Origin of the sequence: Pseudomonas sp. LAIL14HWK12:I10 (assembly GCF_900184205.1) — a bacterium.
Taxonomy (GTDB): domain Bacteria; phylum Pseudomonadota; class Gammaproteobacteria; order Pseudomonadales; family Pseudomonadaceae; genus Aquipseudomonas; species Aquipseudomonas kermanshahensis.
Map to the genome: position 1 here is coordinate 278224 of NZ_FXWU01000004.1, position 20864 is coordinate 299087.

A 20864-nucleotide genomic window follows, 5' to 3' on the forward strand; every position below is an offset into this window, starting at 1 on the left:
ATGAGCCTGCACCGGCCCCTTCGCGGGACGAGCCCGCTCCCACAAGGGCAGCGTCGCTATGGTCCCTGCGGGCTTGCCCCGCGAAAGGGCCGGTGCAGGCACTACAAGCACAGCTGAGTACCGCCCATGCCCCTAGCCGTCCAGTTCACCCACGTTTCACGCACCTTCGGCGAGGTCAAGGCCGTCGACCAGGTCAGCATCGACATCGAAGATGGCGAGTTCTTTTCCATGCTCGGCCCTTCCGGCTCGGGCAAGACCACCTGCCTGCGCCTGATCGCAGGCTTCGAACAACCCAACACTGGCTCGATCCGCATCCATGGCGTCGAAGCTGCAGGCGTGCCGCCCTACCAACGCGACGTCAACACCGTGTTCCAGGACTACGCACTGTTCCCGCACATGAACGTGCGCGACAACATCGCCTACGGCCTCAAGGTCAAAGGCGTGGCCAAGGCCGAGCGCCACGCCCGCGCTGAAGAGGCCTTGGCGATGGTGGCGCTGGCCGGTTACGGTGCGCGCAAACCGGCGCAGCTGTCCGGCGGCCAGCGCCAGCGCGTCGCCCTCGCCCGCGCGCTGGTCAACCGCCCACGGGTGCTGTTGCTCGACGAACCGCTGGGTGCACTGGACCTGAAGCTGCGCGAGCAGATGCAGGGCGAACTGAAAAAACTCCAGCGCCAGCTGGGGATCACCTTCATCTTCGTCACCCACGACCAGACCGAAGCGCTGTCGATGTCCGACCGGGTCGCGGTGTTCAACCGCGGGCGCATCGAACAGGTCGACACCCCGCGCAACCTGTACATGAAGCCGGCCACTACCTTCGTCGCCGAGTTCGTCGGCACCTCGAACGTGGTGCGCGGCGCGTTGGCCGAGCAGCTCAATGGCAGCCCCGCGCCGTTTTCCATCCGCCCCGAGCATATCCGCATGGGCGAACAGGCCGCTGCCAGCCATGAAGTGCAAGTCAGTGGCCTGTTGCACGACGTGCAGTATCAAGGCAGCGCGACCCGCTTCGAGCTGCAGTTGGACAGCGGCCAGCTGCTGACAGTAAGCCAGGCCAACGACCGCTGGCAGGCACAGCCGCCCACCTGGCAGGCCGGCCAGCGGGTACTGGCGCGCTGGCCCCGTGAAGCGATGACGGCGCTGCAGGAAACCGTGCTCGACGAGGGCCGCTGAGATGAACGCCCCGCGCGTCAACCCAAGCCCGCTGCGCAGGTTCTCAAACCTGTTGTACCGGCGCCCCAACCTCTACCTGATGCTGCTGTTGATCCCACCACTGACCTGGTTCGGGGCCATCTACCTGGGCTCGTTGCTGAACCTGCTGTGGCAGGGGTTCTATACCTTCGACGACTTCACCATGGCGGTGACCCCGGACCTGACCCTGGGCAATTTCGCGGCGCTGTTCAACCCGTCGAACTTCGACATCATCCTGCGCACCTTGGGCATGGCAGTGGCAGTCTCGCTGGCCAGCGCGTTGCTGGCCTTCCCGATCGCCTACTACATGGCGCGCTACACCAGCGGCAAGACCAAGGCATTTTTCTACATCGCGGTGATGATGCCGATGTGGGCCAGCTACATCGTCAAGACTTACGCCTGGACCTTGCTGCTGGCCAAAGGCGGCGTGGCCCAGTGGTTCGTCCAGGTGCTGCACCTGGATGGCCTGCTGCAGGCGGTGCTGACAGTGCCTGGCGTTGGCGGCAGCACCCTGTCGACCTCGCACCTGGGGCGCTTCATGGTGTTCGTGTACATCTGGTTGCCGTTCATGATCCTGCCGATTCAGGCCTCGCTGGAGCGCCTGCCGCCGTCCTTGCTGCAAGCTTCGGCGGACCTGGGGGCCAGGCCCAGGCAAACCTTCTGGCAGGTGATTTTGCCGCTGTCGATCCCGGGCATTGCCGCGGGGTCGATCTTTACCTTCTCCCTGACCCTGGGCGACTTCATCGTGCCGCAGCTGATCGGCCCGCCTGGGTACTTCATCGGCAGCATGGTCTATGCCCAACAAGGGGCGATCGGCAACATGCCAATGGCCGCCGCGTTTACCTTGGTGCCTATCGTGCTGATCGCGGTCTACTTGTCCATCGTCAAGCGCCTGGGGGCATTCGATGCACTCTGAAAACGCATCAACCGGCTTGCGCCTGGCGGCCTGGGGCGGGTTGCTGTTCCTGCACTTCCCGATCCTGATCATCGTCCTCTACGCCTTCAACACCGAAGATGCGGCGTTCAGCTTCCCGCCCCAGGGCTTCACCCTGAAGTGGTTCAGCGTGGCCTTCGCTCGCCCGGATGTGCTCGAAGCCATCAAGCTGTCGCTGCAGGTTGCCTGCCTGGCCACACTGATTGCCCTGGTGCTCGGCACCCTGGCCTCGGCGGCGCTGTACCGGCGCAGCTTTTTTGGCAAGGAGGGCATCTCGCTGATGCTGATTTTGCCGATTGCCCTGCCCGGCATCATCACCGGTATCGCCCTGCTCTCCGCGTTCAAGAGCCTGGGCATCGAGCCGGGCCTGTTCACCATCGTGGTCGGCCACGCGACCTTCTGCGTGGTGATCGTCTACAACAACGTCATCGCCCGCCTGCGGCGGACCTCGCAAAGCCTGATCGAAGCCTCGATGGACCTGGGCGCGGATGGCTGGCAGACCTTCCGCTACATCATCCTGCCCAACCTCGGCTCGGCGCTGCTGGCGGGAGGCATGCTGGCCTTCGCTTTGTCGTTCGACGAAATCATCGTGACCACCTTTACCGCAGGGCACGAACGCACGCTGCCGATCTGGTTGCTCAACCAGCTCAGCCGCCCGCGCGACGTGCCCGTGACCAATGTGGTCGCCATGCTGGTGATGCTGGTGACCATGCTGCCGATCCTCGGCGCCTATTACCTGACCCGCGGCGGCGAAAGCGTCGCGGGCAGTGGCAAATGACCCTGGAGGAGTCTTCCATGCAAACGCAGATGCTGATCAACGGCCACCTGGTCGCCGGCGAGGGGCCGGCCTGGACCGTGCTCAACCCCGCCTCGGGCAGCGCACTGGCGCAAATCAACGAAGCCAGCGAAGCGCAGGTCGACAGCGCCGTGCGTGCCGCCGACCAGGCCTTCGAGGGCTGGTCACAAGCCAGCCCCAAGGACCGCTCCCTGGCATTGCTGGCGCTGGCCGATACCATCGAGCAGCATGGCGAGGAACTGGCCCGGCTCGAATCGCAGAACTGCGGCAAGCCCTTCAGTGCTGCGCTGAATGACGAAATCCCGGCGATTGCCGACGTGTTCCGCTTTTTCGCCGGGGCGGCGCGCTGCCTGGGCGGCTCGGCGGCCGGCGAGTACTTGCCAGGGCACACCTCGATGATCCGCCGCGACCCACTGGGCGTGGTCGCCTCGATCGCGCCGTGGAACTACCCGCTGATGATGCTGGCCTGGAAAGTCGCGCCGGCCCTGGCAGCCGGCAACACCGTAGTGATCAAACCGTCCGAACTGACGCCGCTCACCGCACTGCGCCTGGGCGAGCTGGCGCAAGGGCTGCTGCCACCTGGCGTGCTCAATATTCTCTTCGGCCGTGGCCAAACCGTCGGCACGCCGCTGGTCACCCACCCGAACGTGCGCATGGTGTCGCTGACCGGTTCGATCCCCACCGGCGCGCACATCATCAGCGCCACTGCCGACAGTGTGAAGCGCATGCACATGGAGCTGGGCGGCAAAGCGCCGGTGCTGGTGTTCGACGATGCCGACATCGACGCCGCCATCGAGGGTATCCGCACGTTCGGCTTCTACAACGCCGGCCAGGACTGCACCGCGGCTTGCCGCCTGTATGTGCAGGACGGCATCTACGAGCCATTCGTGCAACGCCTGGGCGAAGCGGTGGCCAGCCTCAAGCCCGGCCTGCAGGACGCCGAGGACACCGAACTGGGGCCACTGATCAGTGCCCAGCATCGCGACAAGGTCGCAGGCCTTGTGGAGCGGGCTATCGCGCAACCGCACATTCGACTGGTGACCGGTGGCAAGGCGATTGAAGGCGACGGCTTCTTCTTCGAGCCAACCGTACTGGCCGATGCTCTGCAGGATGACGAGATCGTGCGCAACGAAGTATTTGGCCCAGTGGTCTCGGTAACCCGCTTCACCGACGAGGCGCAGGCACTGGCGTGGGCCAACGATTCCAACTACGGCCTGGCGTCATCGGTGTGGACCCGCGACACCGGCCGCGCGCATCGCCTGGCGGCGCGCTTGCAGTACGGCTGCACCTGGGTGAACACCCACTTCATGCTGGTCAGCGAAATGCCCCATGGCGGGCAGAAGCATTCGGGGTATGGGAAGGATATGTCGGTGTATGGGCTGGAGGACTACACCTGTGTGCGGCATGTGATGATCAAGCATTGAGTTGGGGCTTGTCAGTAGATTTGTAGCGCCTTCGAGATCGAGCGCCGCCCGCGCGGCGCTTCGCAGCACAAGGCTGCTCCTACATTTGTTTCGGGCCAATTATCCCTGAGCCATGGGCGCGCGGCTCCTTGGCGCCCGCCTTGATATCGAGACGTACAAACAAGGTGGTCGCGCGCGCAGGCACAGGCGTGACTGGCCCGAAACAAATGTAGGAGCAGCCTTGTGCTGCGAAGCGCCGCGCGGGCGGCGCTCGATGTCAGCACCCCCTCACACCCTAAGCCAGACACCCGCAAACCACTCAGTCTAATCCCGCAAATCCGACTCATGAATCGGGTTAGCCCGGCTGGTAGCCCGTTGATACTGCGCCGGCCAGGTGGCCTTGTTGCCGCCCAGGTCATCGTCGGCATGCAGCGGCCAGTAAGGGTCGCGCAGCAGTTCGCGGGCCAGGAAGATGACGTCGGCCTGGCCGGTACGCAGGATGTGCTCGGCCTGGGCCGGTTCGGTGATCATGCCCACTGTGCCGGTGGCGATTTCCGACTCTTTGCGCACGCGCTCGGCGAAGCGGGTCTGGTAACCGGGGCCGGTCGGGATCTCGGCGTTGACCGACGTGCCGCCGGATGAAACATCGATTAGGTCGACGCCCAACACTCTCAGGCGACGGGCCAGTTCGACGGTTTCATCCGGGTTCCAACCGTCCTCGACCCAATCGGTTGCCGATACCCGCACCAACAGCGGCAACTCGGCAGGCCAGACATTGCGTACCGCCTCGACCACCTGCAGGGTCAGGCGGATACGGTTTTCGAAACTACTGCCATAGTCATCGAGGCGCTGGTTGCTCAGGGGCGAGAGGAACTGGTGCAACAGGTAGCCATGGGCGGCATGGATTTCGACCACCTTGAATCCGGCATTCAAGGCGCGTTCGGTCGAGGCGACGAAGGCCGCGATCACGCCCTGGATCTCGTCCGGGGTCAGCTCGTGTGGCGGTGTGTGTTGCGGGTCGAAAGCGATCTTCGACGGGCCCACCGGTTGCCAGCCGCCCTCTTCCAGTTTGACGCTGCCTTGCTTGCCCAACCATGGGCGGTAAGTACTTGCCTTGCGCCCGGCGTGGGCCAGTTGGATGCCCGGCACAGCACCCTGGGCGGTAATGAAGCGGGTAATGCGTTGCAGCGGCGCGATCTGGACGTCGTCCCACAGGCCAAGGTCTTCGGCGGTAATGCGGCCATCGGCGGTAACCGCCACGGCTTCAGTGATCACCAGCCCAGCGCCACCGACGGCGCGGCTACCTAAATGGACAAGATGCCAGTCGTTGGCCAAGCCATCGACAGCGGAATACTGGCACATCGGCGAGACCGCGATGCGGTTGGGCAATGTCAGCTGACGCAGGGTGTAAGGCTCGAGCAGCAGGCTCATGAGGGCACCTCCCAAGGACTCCAATGGTGATCCGGCCCGGACACTCAATTGCACGTCCCTGGCCCAGGTCCGGTCATAACTTCAGACTAGACCAGAATGGGTGGGGGGGAGGTTCCCTGGGGGTTGGCTTGAGGGTGATGGTACCTGTGAAATCGAGCGCCGCCCGCGCGGCGCTTCGCAGCACAAGGCTGCTCCTACACCTGTTTCGGGCCAATGATTCCTGAGGCATGGCGCGCGGCCCCTCACCGCCCACCTCAATATTGAGTAGGACCAACAAGGCGGTCGCGCGCAACTATCACAGGCCTCACTGGCCGGAAACAAATGGAGCAGCCTTGTGCTGCGAAGCGCCGCGCGGGCGGCGCTCGATTTCCGCCACACCACAAAAATCAAGGCGGACCCCGTGAGCCCTCAGCGCGGCTCCATGTGGGCAATCATCAACTGCACGCTCTCATTACCGCGAAACTCGTTCACATCCAGCTTGTACGCCAGCTCCACCCAACGCACGGTAGGGTTCGGCCACACCTCGCGGTCGACGCCGAAGGCAATGCCATCAAGCCTCACCGACCCACATTCGCTCTTGAGCACCACTTTCAAGTGCCGCTCGCCGACCACTCGCTGCTCGACCAGCTGGAACACACCATGGAACAACGGCTCTGGGAAGTGCTGCCCCCATGGCCCGGCGTGGCGCAGGGCCTTGGCCAGGTCGAGGTGAAACTCTTCCACGGCCAGGCTGCCATCCGACAGAAGCCGGCCGGTGAGGTCTTCTTCGCGCAGCTGGCGCCGCACTTCCTGGTCAAACGCCTCGGCGAATGCCGGGAAGTTGCCTTCAGGCAACGACAACCCGGCGGCCATGGCGTGCCCGCCGAATTTGCTGATCAGCTGCGGATGGCGCGCCGCCACCGCATCCAGCGCATCGCGGATGTGAAAACCCGGCACCGAACGTGCCGAGCCCTTGAGCATGCCGTCGCCGGCATCGGCAAAGGCGATGGTCGGCCGGTGATAACGTTCCTTCAAGCGTGAGGCAAGAATCCCGATCACGCCCTGGTGCCAGTCGGCGTCGAACAGGCACAAACCGTACGGCATCGATTCGACCGGTAGGTCCTTGAGCTGGGCCAGCGCCTCGCGCTGCATGCCCTGCTCGATAGACTTGCGGTCCTGGTTGAGGTCGTCCAGCTGCTGGGCCATTTCCTGGGCCAGGGCGGCGTCTTCGCACAACAGGCACTCGATGCCCAGGCTCATGTCGTCCAAGCGCCCAGCCGCGTTCAAGCGCGGGCCCAGAATGAAGCCCAAGTCGGTGGAGGTGATGCGCCGGTGATCACGGCGGGCCACCTCAAGAATCGCCTTGAGGCCCGGCCGAGCGCGGCCGGCACGAATGCGTTCAAGGCCCTGGTGCACCAGGATGCGGTTGTTGGCGTCCAGCGGCACCACGTCGGCGACGCTGCCCAGCGCCACCAGGTCGAGCAGCTCGCCGATGTTCGGCTGTGCTTGCGTGTCGTAGCGCCCAAGGCTGCGCAGGCGTGCGCGCAAGGCCATGAGCACATAGAAGATCACCCCGACACCTGCCAACGACTTGCTTGGGAAGCCACAGCCCGGCTGGTTCGGGTTGATGATCGCATCGGCGTCGGGCAATTGTTCACCCGGCAAGTGGTGGTCGGTGACCAGCACCTTGAGCCCCGCCGCCTTGGCTGCCGCCACGCCATCGACACTGGAGATGCCGTTGTCGACGGTGATCAGCAACTGCGGCTGGCGCTGCAGTGCGACGTCGACGATCTCCGGCGTCAGGCCATAGCCGAATTCGAAGCGGTTGGGCACCAGGTAATCGACGTGCGCCGCACCCAGCAAACGCAGGCCCAGCACGCCAACGGTGCTGGCAGTGGCACCGTCGGCGTCGAAGTCGCCGACGATAAGAATGCGCTGGCGCTGGTCGAGGGCTTCGACCAGCAGGTCTACCCCCGCCTCGATGCCTTTGAGTTGCTGGTACGGCAACAGCCGCGCCAGGCTTTTGTCCAGTTCGGCCTCGGTCTGCACGCCGCGGGCGGCATACAGACGGGTCAACAAGGGTGGCAGGTTACCCAGCAAGGGCAAGGTCGACGGCAGGGGGCGAGGTTCGATACGCATGGGGTCTTCGGCAATCAGGAAAGGGTCAGGTCAGCCACGCTCACCGAGCAGCCACTCCAGCTGCACTTCGTGCTGGCCACGGTCATCGGTGACGAACACCGTGCCTTCGCTGATCATCACGTCCCACTTGATGCTGCGCGGCATGTCGGTGGCCAGGGTTTCCAGCACCTCCTGCGGCACTGCAGCGATGTTCAGGTTCTTCAGGCCCTTGACCGCAGGCACCACCTTGGTCTCCCACACGCGCAGGCTACCGTAGGCCAGCAGGCTGGTGCGCTCGGTGCGACGGGAGCACCACGTCAAGCGGTCGGCATCCGGTTGGCCGACTTCGATCCAGTGCAGGACGCGATCGTCCAGACTCTTTTCCCACAACGCCGGTTCGTCGACATCCGACAGACCACGACCAAACGACAATTGCTCGTTGTACCAGAGTGCGTAGGCCAACAGACGAACGGCCATACGCTCTTCGGTTTCCGAAGGGTGACGGGCAATGGTCTGCTTGACGCTTTGGTAGACGTTGCGATCGAGGTCAGTCAGATTCAGTTCGAATTTGTAGGTAGTGGACGGCTGGGCCATGGTCGACGGGCTTCTTGCGCAAAGAAAAGTCACACAGTCTAACCGATCCTGCCCCTCGTTGCGCCGCGGCAGTATCTGCCGCTTCGGAGCTATGATAAAACCACGGCTCTGCCCAGTTGCCACGGATGCCCCATGTCTACGCCCAGCAAACCCCTCGCCGGCCTGAAAGTCATCGAACTCGGGACCCTGATCGCTGGCCCGTTCGCGTCGCGCATCTGTGCCGAGTTCGGTGCCGAGGTGATCAAGGTCGAATCCCCCGATGGCGGCGACCCGCTGCGCAAATGGCGCAAGATGTACGAAGGCACGTCGCTGTGGTGGTTCGTGCAGGCACGCAACAAACAGTCACTGACCCTCAACCTCAAGCACCCGGACGGCCGCGAGATCCTCAAGCGCTTGCTGGCCGAGGCCGATATCCTGATCGAGAACTTCCGCCCCGGCGTGCTGGAAAAGCTCGGCCTGGGCTGGGATGTGCTGCACGCGCTCAACCCGCGCTTGGTCATGGTACGCCTGTCGGGTTTCGGCCAGACCGGGCCGATGAAAGACCAGCCAGGTTTTGGCGCAGTGGGCGAGTCCATGGGCGGCCTGCGCTACATCACCGGCTTCGACGACCGCCCGCCCGTGCGCACCGGTATCTCCATCGGTGATTCGATTGCCGCGCTGTGGGGGGTGATTGGGGCCTTGATGGCGTTGCGGCACCGCGAGGTCAACGGCGGCCAGGGCCAAGTGGTGGACGTGGCGCTGTACGAGGCGATCTTTGCCATGATGGAAAGCATGGTTCCGGAATTCGACGTCTTCGGTTTCATCCGCGAACGCACCGGCAATATCATGCCCGGCATCACGCCCTCCTCCATCCACACCAGTGCCGATGGCAAGCATGTGCAGATCGGCGCCAATGGCGATGCGATCTTCAAGCGTTTCATGCAGGCCATAGGCCGCGCCGACTTGGCCGAAGACCCTTCATTGGCCACCAACGATGGCCGCGACCTGCGCCGTGACGAGCTCTATGGGGTGATCGACCGCTGGGCCAACAGCCAGCCGCTTGAGCAGCTCATGCAGGTGCTCACCACCGCCGAAGTACCTGCAAGCCGCATCTATTCTGCCGAAGACATGTTCAACGACCCGCAATACCTGGCGCGAGAAATGTTCCTGCAGGCGCGCCTGCCAGACGGCAAACCCTTCAAGATGCCAGGCATCGTACCCAAGCTTTCGGAAACACCCGGCTCCACCGAGTGGGTCGGCCCTGCGCTGGGCGAACACACTGACGCACTGCTCACCGCCCTGGGCTACGACGCGGCCGCCATCGCAGGCCTGCGCGAAGCAGGCGCGGTCTGACGCCTGCCGCCGCCGATGCGAGCTGCCCACTGGTTACGCACCCTGCTTTTGCTGTGCGCGCTGCTGCCTGCACTGGCCGTGCCGCACGCGGCGGCCAAGGAGCGCTTGTTGTGGCTGGTTCGCGACCTGCCGCCCTTCACCATTTTTGAAGGGACAGAGAAAGGCCAAGGGGTCATTGACCGCCTGCTGCCACTGCTGATCGAGCAGATGCCCGAATACGATCACAGTATCGTCCGGGTAAACCGTGCCCGCGGTATCCAGATGCTTCAGGACCCGAACACTTTTACCTGCGACCCGACCTTGCTATGGACGCCGGAGCGTGCCGAGTACGTGCACTTTTCCATACCGTCGCTGGGGGTGTTGAGCGGGGGGCTGGTGGTGCGCAAGGCAGGTGAGGCACTGCTGGCGCCGTTTCTCACCGACAACGAGGTCGACCTGCCCGGGCTGATGAGCCACACCCCGTTGAAGCTCGGCATCGTCGCCGAGCGCAGCTATGGCACGCAGATCGACGAGATCCTGCGCCAACTGCCAGGCTCAGCACTCAGCCGCCACTACGGCAACGATGCCACCGCCAACCAGTTGCAGATGCAACAACTGGGGCGCCTGCACATGGTGATGGGGTATTGGCCAGAAGTGCGTTACCTGATCCAGCAACAAGGCGGGTCACTGGGTGACTACCAGTTTCATCCGGTTCGGGGCGTGAACCGCTATCAGTTTCTGCATGTGGGCTGCTCAGACTCGGCACTGGGTCGAGAGGCCGTTGCGCATATCGACCAGCTATTGCCCACGCTACGCCAAGAGACCTTGCCAGGGCTCTATGCCCGGTGGCTGGACCCTGAGTTGCAGGCAACGTACCTGGAACAGAGCAAGCAGTTTTTCAAGCAACCCTAGTACTGCAGACAAAAGAAACCCCGGAACGCTGGGGAGGACGCCCGGGGCTAATTGAAAGTCCCTTGGGACTTCCCGTGACAGCCTGCCAGCACCGGAGCAATGCGCTGGCTAGCTGCCCTTACTGTGTCTGATAAGCAATTCAGGCAAAGGTTCCCGGCATTTGCTGTCGCTGTTGCAAGGCAGCAATCACACAGGGCTGCAAGCGGCCTTCGGCAATCTGCAGGTCACGGTGCAAACCGTCTACCAGGTCAATGAGCAGGCGCTGTTCCTGCAACTGGCGCAGGCTCACCGTGCGTTGCAGGGTGATGCCTTCAAGGCTGTCAAAGACGGTCAATTGGCGGTTGCCACTGGCATCGGCAACGCCCAGGTGCGTCTGGTAGGGGGTCAGGGCTTCGTTCAGCAGTCTGCAGATTCTTTCCATCCGGATCACTCGCTGCGTGGTGGGCTATGGAGAAACTGACCAACAAGCGCAGCACAAAGTTCGAAACGCCGCGGCTGTTTCAGTGAGCATGCGGGGCGCAGGTGACAGTTTGAATACGCCCGCCCAGGCGCTGAAGTGCGCGTTGCAGATTGGCCATGGACAGTGGCCACGGCAGCTCGGCGACGACCCACAGCCCCCGTCGCTTCGCCTCCAGGGCCAGGTTCTGCTGTTCGGGTGTGGCTTGGCCGACGAACAACAAAGCGCGCAAGGCGTGGCTACCCGCCAGTTTTTTCAACAGCGCAAGCCCTGCCCTTTTGGGCATGGCGTGATCGAGGATCAGCAAGTCAGGGCAACGCTCAGCGCTCAGGCACGCGTGCAGGTCGGCGGCTTCTTCAGTGATGCGCACATTGAAGATGCCTTGGGCATTGAATGCCTGATGCAGGAGGATTTGATGGGAAGGGCGTGCCTGGTGAATCAGCACATAAGGCCTGGACATGAGCCACTCCTGGAGAAAGGACTGGCAAATCTAGGCAACATCCCAAGAGGGTTAAATAGGAAATATCCGAAATATCAGATGGAAAACCAGACAATCAAGGGCCGCTAAGCAGCCCTTGATATCACCGCAATTAAAGCGGCTTACCGCGGTTACCATGCTGGCTGACAAAGCCCTGAACGGCCTTCAGGTCATTGGCCAGCACCGTGCAACGCTCTTCGCGGCTGAACAGGTCGGCCAGGTGTGCAGGCAATTCCAGCGCCTTGCCAACACCTGCCTTCTCCACGGCTTCCGGGAACTTGACCGGATGCGCGGTACCCAGCACCACCATCGGCGTGTCCAGGCTGCGACGGCACTCGCGGGCGGCCTTAACGCCGATCGCGGTATGCGGGTCGAGCACTTCGCCGGTGCTGGCGAACACTTCGGCGATGGTCTCGCAGGTCTGCTCGTCACTGACGGCCAGCGAGTCGAACAGTTTGCGCGCTTCGGTCCAGCGGTCTTCGTCAACGCTGAAACCGCCACCCTGCTTGAAGTTGTCCATCAACGCGGCAATGGCTGCACCGTTACGGCCGTGCAGGTCGAACAGCAGGCGCTCGAAGTTGGACGACACCATGATGTCCATCGATGGCGACAGGGTCGCGTGCAGGGTTTCCTTGACGTACTGGTTGCCGCTCATGAAGCGGTGCAGGATGTCGTTACGGTTGGTGGCGACCACCAGCTGGCTGATCGGCAGGCCCATGTTGCGTGCCAGGTAACCGGCGAAGATGTCGCCGAAGTTGCCGGTGGGCACCGAGAACGCCACCGAGCGGGCTGGGCCGCCCAACTGCAGGGCTGCGTGGAAGTAGTAGACGATCTGGGCCATGATCCGCGCCCAGTTGATCGAGTTGACGGCCACCAGGCGGGTGCCCTTGAGGAACGACTGGTCGGCGAAGCTGGCCTTGACCATCTCCTGGCAGTCGTCGAAGTTGCCTTCGATGGCGATGTTGTGGATGTTGTCGCCGAAGATGGTGGTCATCTGCCGACGCTGTACTTCCGACACGCGCTGGTGCGGGTGCAGGATGAAGATGTCGACGTTGTCGCAGCGGCGGCAACCTTCGATGGCAGCCGAGCCGGTGTCACCGCTGGTGGCACCGACGATCACCACACGCTCGCCGCGCTTGACCAGCACGTGGTCGAGCAGGCGGCCGAGCAGTTGCAGGGCAAAGTCCTTGAAGGCCAGGGTCGGGCCGTGGAACAGCTCCATCACCCACTCGTTGCTGTTCAACTGGCGCAGCGGCGCCACGGCGGCATGGGCGAACGCGCCGTAGGTTTCCTCGAGGATCTTCTTGAAGTCGGCGTCGGCGATGCTACCGGCGACGAACGGGCGCATCACGCGGAAGGCCAATTCGTGATACGGCAGGCCAGCCCAGGAAGCGATCTCTTCCTGGGTGAAGCGCGGCAGGTTTTCAGGGACGTACAGGCCGCCGTCGCTGGCCAGGCCAGCCAGCAGGACATCTTCGAAATTCAGGGCCGGTGCCTGGCCACGGGTGCTGATATAGCGCATGGTGCAAACCTTCGATACTGAGGCCGGGGCCGCGTGCGCAGCCCAACGGCATGATTCGTTAATTGAGCTGTTCGACGCGGATGCGCACGACCTTGCCGACCACATCCTGCAGGGCTTCCAGGGCGACAATGGCGTCGTTGATGCCCTGCTCGACCACGCGATGGGTCAGCAGGATCATCGGCACCAGGCCGTCCTGTTCCTCGGCTTCCTTCTGCATGATCGACTCGATGTTGATGCCACGCTCCGAGAGGATGCTGGCCACCTGGGCCAGCACGCCGGGGTGATCCTTGGCCTGGATGCGCAGGTAGTAGGCGCTTTCACAGGCTTCGATCGGCAGAATCGGGTGCGCCGACAGCGAGTCTGGCTGGAAGGCCAGGTGCGGCACGCGGTTTTCCGGGTCGGAGGTCATTGCGCGAACCACGTCGACCAGGTCGGCGACGACCGACGAAGCGGTCGGCTCCATACCGGCACCTGCGCCGTAGTACAGGGTCGAACCGGCGGCGTCGCCGTTGACCATGACCGCGTTCATCACGCCGTTGACGTTGGCGATCAGGCGATCGCTCGGGATCAGCGTCGGGTGCACGCGCAGCTCGATGCCTTCAGCCGTGCGACGTGCCACGCCCAGGTGCTTGATACGGTAGCCCAGGGCCTCGGCGTAGTTCACGTCAGCGGTGGTCAGCTGGGTGATGCCTTCGGTGTAGGCCTTGTCGAACTGCAGCGGGATGCCAAAGGCGATGGACGCCAGGATGGTCAGCTTGTGGGCCGCATCGATGCCCTCGACGTCGAAGGTCGGGTCGGCTTCGGCATAACCCAGGGCCTGGGCTTCGGCCAGCACGTCCGGGAAGGCACGGCCTTTTTCGCGCATTTCGGTGAGGATGAAGTTACCGGTGCCGTTGATGATGCCGGCCAGCCAGTTGATACGGTTGGCCGACAGGCCTTCACGGATCGCCTTGATCACCGGGATGCCACCGGCAACCGCCGCTTCGAAGGCGACGATGACGCCCTTCTCGCGGGCCTTGGCAAAGATTTCGTTGCCATGCACGGCGATCAGCGCCTTGTTCGCGGTGACCACGTGTTTGCCGTTTTCGATGGCTTTTAGCACCAGGTCGCGGGCGATGGTGTAACCACCGATCAGCTCGATGACGATGTCGATTTCCGGGTTGGTCGCAACGTCGAACACATCAGCGGTAATGGGGGTACCGGTAATCTGGCAGTTCGGGTTCTGCGAGCGCATGGCAATCTGTGCCACTTCAATACCGCGCCCGGCACGGCGGGCAATCTCCTCGGCGTTGCGCTGAAGTACATTGAAGGTTCCGCCACCGACGGTCCCCAACCCACAGATGCCTACTTTGACCGGTTTCACTGTGAACTCCCCATTGAACGGCCGGCACCTGCGCCGACCGTGAAACATGCCGTCACCCCATGACGACGGCGTACTGTATTGATTACTTGGCTGCTTGCTGCTGGCCGGCCAGGGCCAACTTGGCCACTTGCGGTGCCGGCTGGTAACCCGGGATCACCTGGCCACTTTCAAGGACGATCGCCGGCGTGCCGTTGACGCCGATCGACTGGCCCAGCTGGAACTGCTTGCTGACCGGGTTGGCGCACTTGGCGGCCTTGATTTCCTTACCCTCGACCATCTTGTCCAGCGCCGCACGGCGGTCGCTGGAGCACCAGACTGCCTGCAACTGCTGATCACCTGGCGAACCGAGGCCCTGGCGCGGGAAGGCGACATAGCGCACTTCGATACCGCGGCGGTTGAGCTCCGGCACTTCGGCGTGCAGCTTGTGGCAGTACGGGCAGGTGGTGTCGGTGAACACGGTGATGTGCGACTTGGTCTCGCCCTTGGCAGGATAAACCACCATCTCGGCGGCTGGAATGCCGTTGATGAGCTTGGCAACGCCTTGGCGCTCGGTCTTCTCGGTCAGGTTGACCGGCTTGCCGTCCTGGATCTGGTACAGGTAGCCCTGCATGACGAACTGGCCGTCAGCACTGGCGTACAGCACGCGGCCGCCCTGCAGCTTGACTTCATACAGGCCATTAAGCGGGCTGCTGGCGACGCTTTCAACCGGCACTTCCAGTTCGAGGTTCTGCAACGACTTGCGAATGGCCTGCTCGGCACCGGCATTGCTGTCGGTTGCCGCGGCAACGGCAAAGGTACTGGCCAGCGCCAACGCGGCGGCGGCGAAAATTTGGGTCACGCGCATGGGAACTCCTGAAGGCGGACAGGGGCCGGAGGGCGTCGCCTGCGGAAAAAACGCGGCGACCGTGCGGCCCTTGGTGCAAACCGCCCAAGCCTACCACAACACGCTAGCCGTGAAGGGGTCTGCGAGTACCGGTCGGCGGAACATGAAAATCATTCATCCACGCGGGTGATGCTGGGCGTGCAGTTGCTGCAGACGGGCTTTGGCCACGTGGGTGTAGATCTGCGTGGTCGACAGGTCGCTGTGGCCCAGCAGCATTTGTACCACGCGCAGGTCGGCGCCGTGGTTGAGCAGGTGGGTCGCGAAGGCATGGCGCAGGGTATGCGGCGACAGTGATTTGTCGATCCCGGCGACCTGTGCCTGGTGCTTGATACGGTGCCAGAAGGTCTGGCGGGTCATCTGCTCGCCGCGCAGGCTGGGGAACAGCACATCGCTCGGGCGCCCGTTCAGCAGCTCGGGGCGGCCATTGCGCAGGTAGCGTTCCAGCCATACCACCGCCTCTTCCCCCATCGGCACCAGGCGCTCCTTGCTGCCCTTGCCCATCACCCGCAACACGCCCTGGCGCAGGTTGACCTGATCGAGCGTCAGGCTGACCAGTTCGGTCACGCGCAGGCCACAGGCATAAAGGACTTCGAGCATGGCGCGGTCGCGCTGGCCGATGGCTTCGCCGAGGTCCGGCGCCTGCAGCAGTGCCTCGACGTCGGCTTCTGACAAGGATTTGGGCAACGGCCGGCCCAGCTGTGGCATTTCGACCTGCAACGTGGGGTCGACAGCGATCAGCTTTTCGCGCAGCAAGTAACGAAAGAAGCCACGCAGCCCAGAGAGAAAGCGTGCTGTAGAACGTGGCTTGTAGGCTTGGTCGAGGCGCCAGGCCAGGTGATCGAGGATCAGCTCACGCCCCGCGTCGGGCAAGGCCACGCCCTGCTCCTGCAGCCAGCCATTGAACAACGCCAGGTCGCTGCGGTACGAAACCCGGGTGTTGTCGGACAGGCCTTTTTCCAGCCACAAGGCATCGAGAAACTGGTCAATCAGGGGGTGGTCGAGGGCGGGCATGAAAACTCGGTGGCAAACGACGAAATGACGCTTAGTCTTTCATAACAACGCCGGCATAGGGAGCCCGCATGAACGAACAGCAGATCCTGCTCAGCGTCGCGGGCATCGGCGGCGCCGCCCTGGCCTGCCAGTGGCTGGCGTGGCGCCTGAAATTGCCGGCAATCCTCTTCCTGCTGCTGGCCGGCATCACCGCCGGCCCGCTGCTCGGCTGGCTCGACCCCCAGGCGCTGTTCGGCCCACTGCTGATGCCCTTGGTGTCGCTGGCCGTGGCACTGATCCTGTTCGAGGGCAGCCTGACGTTGCACTTGTCGCAGTGGCGCGACATCGGCAGCGTGGTCCACCGCCTGGTCACAATCGGCGCCCTGTCGACCTGGCTGGTGATCGCCCTGGCGACCCACTGGCTGCTGGGGTTCGACTGGCCGCTGGCGATCCTGTTCGGCACCTTGACCTTGGTCACAGGGCCGACGGTGATCGTGCCCATGCTGCGCGTGGTGCGGCCGAAGGCGGCGATCGCCAACATCCTGCGCTGGGAAGGCATTGTCATCGACCCGATTGGCGCCCTGCTCGCCGTGGTGGTGTACAGCTTCATCATCGCGAGTGCCGATGGCAATGGCCTGAGCCAGAGCCTGGCCACCTTTGCCGGGGTGATCTTCTGTGGCAGCGTACTGGGCGCGGCCGGCGGCTGGCTGTTGGGGCAGGTCATGCGTGAGCAGTGGCTGCCAGAGTACCTGCACAACCTGGCTGCACTGGCGGCAGTGCTGGGCATTTTCATTGCTGCCAACCAGATCGTTCACGAATCCGGGCTGCTGGCCGTGACGGTGATGGGCATGTGGCTGGCCAACATGCGCGGGGTGGATGTGCGGCAGATTCTGCACTTCAAGGAAAACCTCAGCGTGCTGCTGATCTCCGGCTTGTTCATCCTGCTGGCCGCACGCCTCGACCTGCATGCCCTGATCGGCCTGGGCCCGGCGGTGCTGGCGCTGTTGCTGGTGATCCAGCTGCTGGCGCGGCCGCTGAACGTCTTTCTGTCCACCCTGGGCTCGGGGCTGAACTGGCGCGAACGGGCCTTGCTGGCCTGGATCGCACCGCGCGGTATCGTTGCCGCGGCAGTCTCGGCGATCTTCGCCATCCGCCTGCATGAAGCCGGCCATCAGGGTGCACTGCTGCTGGTGCCGCTGACCTTTGCCGTGATCATCGGCACGGTGGTGCTGCAGAGTGCCACGGCCAGGCCCCTGGCGCGCCTGCTCAAGGTGGCCGAGCCTGCCCCCAGCGGCTTTCTCATCGTTGGCGCCAACGGGCCCGCGCGCACCCTCGGCAAAGCCCTTCAGCAATTGGGCTGCCGGGTACTGCTGACTGACTCGAGCTGGGAAAACATCCGCGCCGCGCGCATGGACGGGCTGCCGACCTACTTTGGCAACCCGGCCTCGCAGCATGCCGATGCACACCTGGACCTGGTCGGCCTCGGCCATCTGCTGGGGCTGTCCCCTGCAGGTGAGATCAACGCCTTGGCCTGCGCACGTTTTCGCCACGATTTCGGCCATGGCCGCCTGTTCGTGCTGGCCAGCGGCCTGGAAAAACAGCGCAGCGACAAGCACCGCGCCAGTGAGGAACACCGCGGCCATTTGCTCGGCTCAAGCCCGATGACCTACCAGCAACTGGCCAATCGCTTGCACCACGGCGCCGAGCTGTACAGCACCACCCTGACCGAGGGCTTCGACTGGGACAACTACCAGGCACTGCATGGCGAGCGTGCGCACCTGCTGTTCGCCCGTGACAGCCACGGCTGGGTGCATGTGTCGAGCCCTGACAACCCGCTCACCCCGCAACCTGGCTGGACCCTGGTGGCGCTGGTAGAACCGGCGCCGGTCGCGGGCACGGCCACCACACCTGGGTGAACCTCAGGCTGCTGGCAGCACCGGCACCGGGCGCTTGTCTTCGTCGATGGCGACAAAGCTGAACACACCATGGATTGCCCGTTCACGGCCATCCAGGTACATGTTCTCGACGAACACATCCACCTGCACCTGCAGGCTGGTGTTGCCCACCTTGATCACTGTGCCGACCAGCTCGACGATCGAGCCCGCCGGGATCGGGTGCTTGAAGTCGATACGGTCGGTCGACACCGTTACCAGCGGCAAACGGCAAAAGCGCGTGGCCGCGATGAACGACACTTCATCCATCCAGGCCAGCGCAGTGCCGCCGAACAGGGTGTTGTGGTGGTTGGTGGTGTTGGGGAACACCGCCTTGGTCACGCGGGTCACCGACAGTTCGGTGCGGCGTTGGATTTCCTGGTCTCGGGTTGTCATGTCGGGTCACATCGCTTGGGTTTCAAAACGCAAAAAAGCAGCCCGAAGGCTGCTTTTTTTCTCGCAAGGCGGCCTGGGCCACCGGTCAAACTGCACTCAGGACAGTTTTTCCTTGATGCGAGCGGCTTTGCCGGACAGGTCGCGCAGGTAGTACAGCTTGGCTTTACGCACGTCACCACGACGTTTCACGGCCAGGCTGTCGATCTGCGGGCTGTAGGTCTGGAAGGTACGCTCTACGCCAACGCCGCTGGAGATTTTGCGCACGGTGAAGGCGCTGTTCAGACCGCGGTTACGCTTGGCGATAACGACGCCTTCGAACGCCTGCAGACGGGAACGCTCACCTTCCTTCACTTTAACCTGGACGATAATGGTGTCGCCCGGTGCGAAGGTTGGGATTTCCTTGCTCATCTGCTCGGCTTCGAGCTGCTGGATGATCTTGTTGGTCATGCTGTGCTCCTAAGATGGATACGTGATCCACCATCGATACGTTTAACTATCGTCCCGCTCGCGGAGGTATTCCTCGAGCAGCTTCTTCTCTTCTCCAGAAAGCGAGCGACTTTCCAGAAGATCGGCGCGTCGTTCGAAGGTCCTACCAAGGGACTGCTTCATCCTCCAACGCCGGATATGTGCATGGTTGCCACTTAGCAACACGTCGGGAACACGCTGATCCGCATACACCTCAGGTCGGGTGTAGTGCGGGCAATCGAGCAGACCGTCGGTGAAAGAGTCTTCCTCCGCCGAGTCCACATGCCCTAAAGCTCCGGGCAGCAGCCGCGTAACCGCATCGATCAGTACCATGGCCGGCAGCTCGCCACCGGAAAGCACATAGTCGCCAATCGACCACTCCTCATCGACATGAGCCTCAATAAAGCGCTCGTCGATGCCTTCATAACGACCGGCGATCAGGATCAACGATTCCTGTTCGGCCAGGCCTTTGACCGCTTGCTGAGTCAGCTTGTGGCCTTGCGGCGAAAGGTAGATTACCTTTGCCGATGCTCCGGTCGCTTGCCTGGCGCTAACCAGGGCGTCTTCCAGAGGCTTGATTTTCATCACCATGCCCGGACCACCGCCAAACGGCCGATCATCCACGGTATGGTGGCGATCTGTGGTGTAGTCCCGCGGGTTCCAGCACGTTACCTGAAGCAACCCCTGTTTTACCGCGCGGCTGGTAATGCCGTACTCCGTGATGGCCGAGAACATCTCGGGGAACAACGTGATGACGTCTACGCGAAGGTTACCCATCGTTTAGAAGTCCGCGTCCCATTCAACCCGCATCACGCCTGCTTCGAGGTCGATTGCCAGCACGCATTGCTCCGTATAGGGCAACAAACGCTCGCGATCATCCAGGCTGCCTGCGCACGGCTTGACCACCATTACATCGTTCGCACCGGTCTCCAACAGGTGATCGACCTTGCCGAACAGGTGTTCGTCCTGGTTGATGACCTTCAAGCCCTGCAACTGGTACCAGTAGTACTCGTCGACGGGCAGGTTGGGCAAAAGGCTCCGCGGTATGCAGATCTCGTAACCACTCAGAAGACGGGCTTCATCGCGATCATCGAGGCCTTTCAATTTCACGACCAGGCCCTTTTGGGAGCCACGACCGCTGACCAGCTCTACCTGTTTTACCTTGCCTTCGTGCTTGAGCGTCCAGCGTGGATAATCCAACAGGTTTTCAATCGGATCGGTAAAGGAATACACCTTCACCTCGCCGCGAACGCCGTGAACCGAAAAAATCTTGCCAACGACGATGAGGTCGTCAGCCTTTTCTGGCGTCGCGTTCATATATCTTAGGCAGCGGCCTTGGCAGCTTCCTTCAGCAGCTGAGCAACACGCTCAGACGGCTGTGCGCCCTGGCTCAGCCAGTAGGTGACGCGTTCCTGGTTGACCGACAGCTTGACTTCGGCGCCCGATGCGATCGGGTTGAAGAAGCCAACGCGCTCAACGAAACGGCCGTCACGGGCGTTACGCGAGTTGGTCACGGTCAGGTGGTAGAAAGGGCGCTTTTTCGAGCCGCCACGGGCCAGACGAATGGTTACCATGTGAACATCGTTCCTATAGTCGGTGCTGCAGTTGGTACTGCAGTCGGTGCTGCAAATCTGAAAGCCAAATAGGCACATGCGTGCCCAAAAGGCCGCATATTCTCGGGGAATACACGGACATTTGCAAATGACTTTTTCGGCA

General features: G+C 63.0%; 21 protein-coding genes. 7 read left to right on the top strand and 14 right to left on the bottom strand.

The window, feature by feature from the left end; genetic code table 11:
- Positions 1–126 precede the first annotated feature (126 nt).
- From QOS90_RS11440 to QOS90_RS11455, 4 genes are read left to right on the top strand one after another with little or no spacing between them, the layout of a single operon-like run.
- Positions 127–1167: an ABC transporter ATP-binding protein gene (locus QOS90_RS11440; protein WP_085272724.1), complete on the top strand. Its 1041-nt coding sequence runs from the start codon at positions 127–129 to the stop codon at positions 1165–1167.
- 1 nt (position 1168) lies between these two features.
- Entirely contained in the window at positions 1169–2101 is a 933-nt protein-coding gene (locus tag QOS90_RS11445) for an ABC transporter permease (RefSeq protein WP_027595738.1), read from the top strand.
- Positions 2091–2897, top strand: coding sequence for an ABC transporter permease (locus tag QOS90_RS11450; protein WP_027595737.1), 807 nt, complete (start codon positions 2091–2093; stop codon positions 2895–2897). Before QOS90_RS11445 ends, QOS90_RS11450 begins: the two co-directional genes overlap by 11 nt.
- Before the next feature lie 17 nt (positions 2898–2914).
- Entirely contained in the window at positions 2915–4339 is a 1425-nt protein-coding gene (locus QOS90_RS11455) for a gamma-aminobutyraldehyde dehydrogenase (protein ID WP_085272723.1), read from the top strand.
- 303 nt (positions 4340–4642) lie between these two features.
- Here the strand turns inward: QOS90_RS11455 and QOS90_RS11460 are convergent, their stop codons facing one another.
- The 3 genes from QOS90_RS11460 to QOS90_RS11470 all read right to left on the bottom strand — a co-directional run bounded on the left by QOS90_RS11460 (position 4643) and on the right by QOS90_RS11470 (position 8440).
- Positions 4643–5749 (bottom strand): NADH:flavin oxidoreductase/NADH oxidase, encoded by a 1107-nt coding sequence (locus QOS90_RS11460; RefSeq protein WP_027595735.1) that lies wholly within the window; start codon positions 5747–5749, stop codon positions 4643–4645.
- A gap of 408 nt (positions 5750–6157) precedes the next feature.
- Positions 6158–7867 (bottom strand): single-stranded-DNA-specific exonuclease RecJ, encoded by a 1710-nt coding sequence (gene recJ, locus QOS90_RS11465; protein ID WP_027595734.1) that lies wholly within the window; start codon positions 7865–7867, stop codon positions 6158–6160.
- Between the two features lie 30 nt (positions 7868–7897).
- Complete coding sequence (locus QOS90_RS11470; RefSeq protein ID WP_027595733.1) at positions 7898–8440, bottom strand: YaeQ family protein; 543 nt, start codon at positions 8438–8440, stop codon at positions 7898–7900.
- A 132-nt stretch (positions 8441–8572) separates the two neighbouring features.
- Here QOS90_RS11470 and QOS90_RS11475 point away from each other — a divergent pair, with 132 nt between their 5' ends.
- Together QOS90_RS11475 and QOS90_RS11480 are read left to right on the top strand one after the other, a co-directional pair.
- The gene (locus tag QOS90_RS11475) at positions 8573–9772 is read left to right on the top strand and encodes a CaiB/BaiF CoA transferase family protein (protein WP_085272722.1); all 1200 of its coding nucleotides are present in this window, start codon (positions 8573–8575) and stop codon (positions 9770–9772) included.
- A 15-nt stretch (positions 9773–9787) separates the two neighbouring features.
- On the top strand, positions 9788–10663 hold the full coding sequence (locus tag QOS90_RS11480) for a TIGR02285 family protein (RefSeq protein WP_085272721.1): 876 nt from the start codon (positions 9788–9790) through the stop codon (positions 10661–10663).
- A 139-nt stretch (positions 10664–10802) separates the two neighbouring features.
- On the opposite strand, the gene QOS90_RS11485 is transcribed toward QOS90_RS11480, so the two are convergent.
- From QOS90_RS11485 to xerD, 6 genes are all read right to left on the bottom strand, one after another.
- The gene (locus QOS90_RS11485; RefSeq protein ID WP_027595730.1) at positions 10803–11084 is read right to left on the bottom strand and encodes a DUF3509 domain-containing protein; all 282 of its coding nucleotides are present in this window, start codon (positions 11082–11084) and stop codon (positions 10803–10805) included.
- A gap of 79 nt (positions 11085–11163) precedes the next feature.
- A complete protein-coding gene (locus QOS90_RS11490; RefSeq protein WP_085272720.1) occupies positions 11164–11580 on the bottom strand; it encodes a response regulator in 417 nt (138 codons plus the stop codon).
- A gap of 130 nt (positions 11581–11710) precedes the next feature.
- The gene (gene thrC, locus QOS90_RS11495; protein ID WP_085272719.1) at positions 11711–13120 is read right to left on the bottom strand and encodes a threonine synthase; all 1410 of its coding nucleotides are present in this window, start codon (positions 13118–13120) and stop codon (positions 11711–11713) included.
- A 58-nt stretch (positions 13121–13178) separates the two neighbouring features.
- Entirely contained in the window at positions 13179–14483 is a 1305-nt protein-coding gene (locus QOS90_RS11500; protein ID WP_085272718.1) for a homoserine dehydrogenase, read from the bottom strand.
- Positions 14484–14565: 82 nt separating this feature from the next.
- Positions 14566–15327, bottom strand: a complete 762-nt coding sequence (locus tag QOS90_RS11505; protein ID WP_027595726.1) for a thioredoxin fold domain-containing protein — start codon at positions 15325–15327, stop codon at positions 14566–14568.
- A 153-nt stretch (positions 15328–15480) separates the two neighbouring features.
- Positions 15481–16377: a site-specific tyrosine recombinase XerD gene (gene xerD / locus QOS90_RS11510; protein WP_085272717.1), complete on the bottom strand. Its 897-nt coding sequence runs from the start codon at positions 16375–16377 to the stop codon at positions 15481–15483.
- A gap of 68 nt (positions 16378–16445) precedes the next feature.
- Here xerD and QOS90_RS11515 point away from each other — a divergent pair, with 68 nt between their 5' ends.
- On the top strand, positions 16446–18272 hold the full coding sequence (locus QOS90_RS11515) for a cation:proton antiporter (RefSeq protein ID WP_085272716.1): 1827 nt from the start codon (positions 16446–16448) through the stop codon (positions 18270–18272).
- Between the two features lie 3 nt (positions 18273–18275).
- Here QOS90_RS11515 and QOS90_RS11520 read toward each other — a convergent pair whose 3' ends face one another.
- The 5 genes from QOS90_RS11520 to rpsP all read right to left on the bottom strand — a co-directional run bounded on the left by QOS90_RS11520 (position 18276) and on the right by rpsP (position 20722).
- Entirely contained in the window at positions 18276–18683 is a 408-nt protein-coding gene (locus QOS90_RS11520) for an acyl-CoA thioesterase (RefSeq protein ID WP_027595723.1), read from the bottom strand.
- Between the two features lie 96 nt (positions 18684–18779).
- A complete protein-coding gene (gene rplS, locus QOS90_RS11525) occupies positions 18780–19130 on the bottom strand; it encodes a 50S ribosomal protein L19 (protein ID WP_027595722.1) in 351 nt (116 codons plus the stop codon).
- Between the two features lie 42 nt (positions 19131–19172).
- A complete protein-coding gene (gene trmD / locus QOS90_RS11530; protein ID WP_085272715.1) occupies positions 19173–19925 on the bottom strand; it encodes a tRNA (guanosine(37)-N1)-methyltransferase TrmD in 753 nt (250 codons plus the stop codon).
- 3 nt (positions 19926–19928) lie between these two features.
- Positions 19929–20465, bottom strand: a complete 537-nt coding sequence (gene rimM, locus QOS90_RS11535) for a ribosome maturation factor RimM (RefSeq protein WP_027595721.1) — start codon at positions 20463–20465, stop codon at positions 19929–19931.
- A gap of 5 nt (positions 20466–20470) precedes the next feature.
- Positions 20471–20722, bottom strand: a complete 252-nt coding sequence (gene rpsP / locus QOS90_RS11540; RefSeq protein WP_011535318.1) for a 30S ribosomal protein S16 — start codon at positions 20720–20722, stop codon at positions 20471–20473.
- Positions 20723–20864 lie beyond the last annotated feature (142 nt).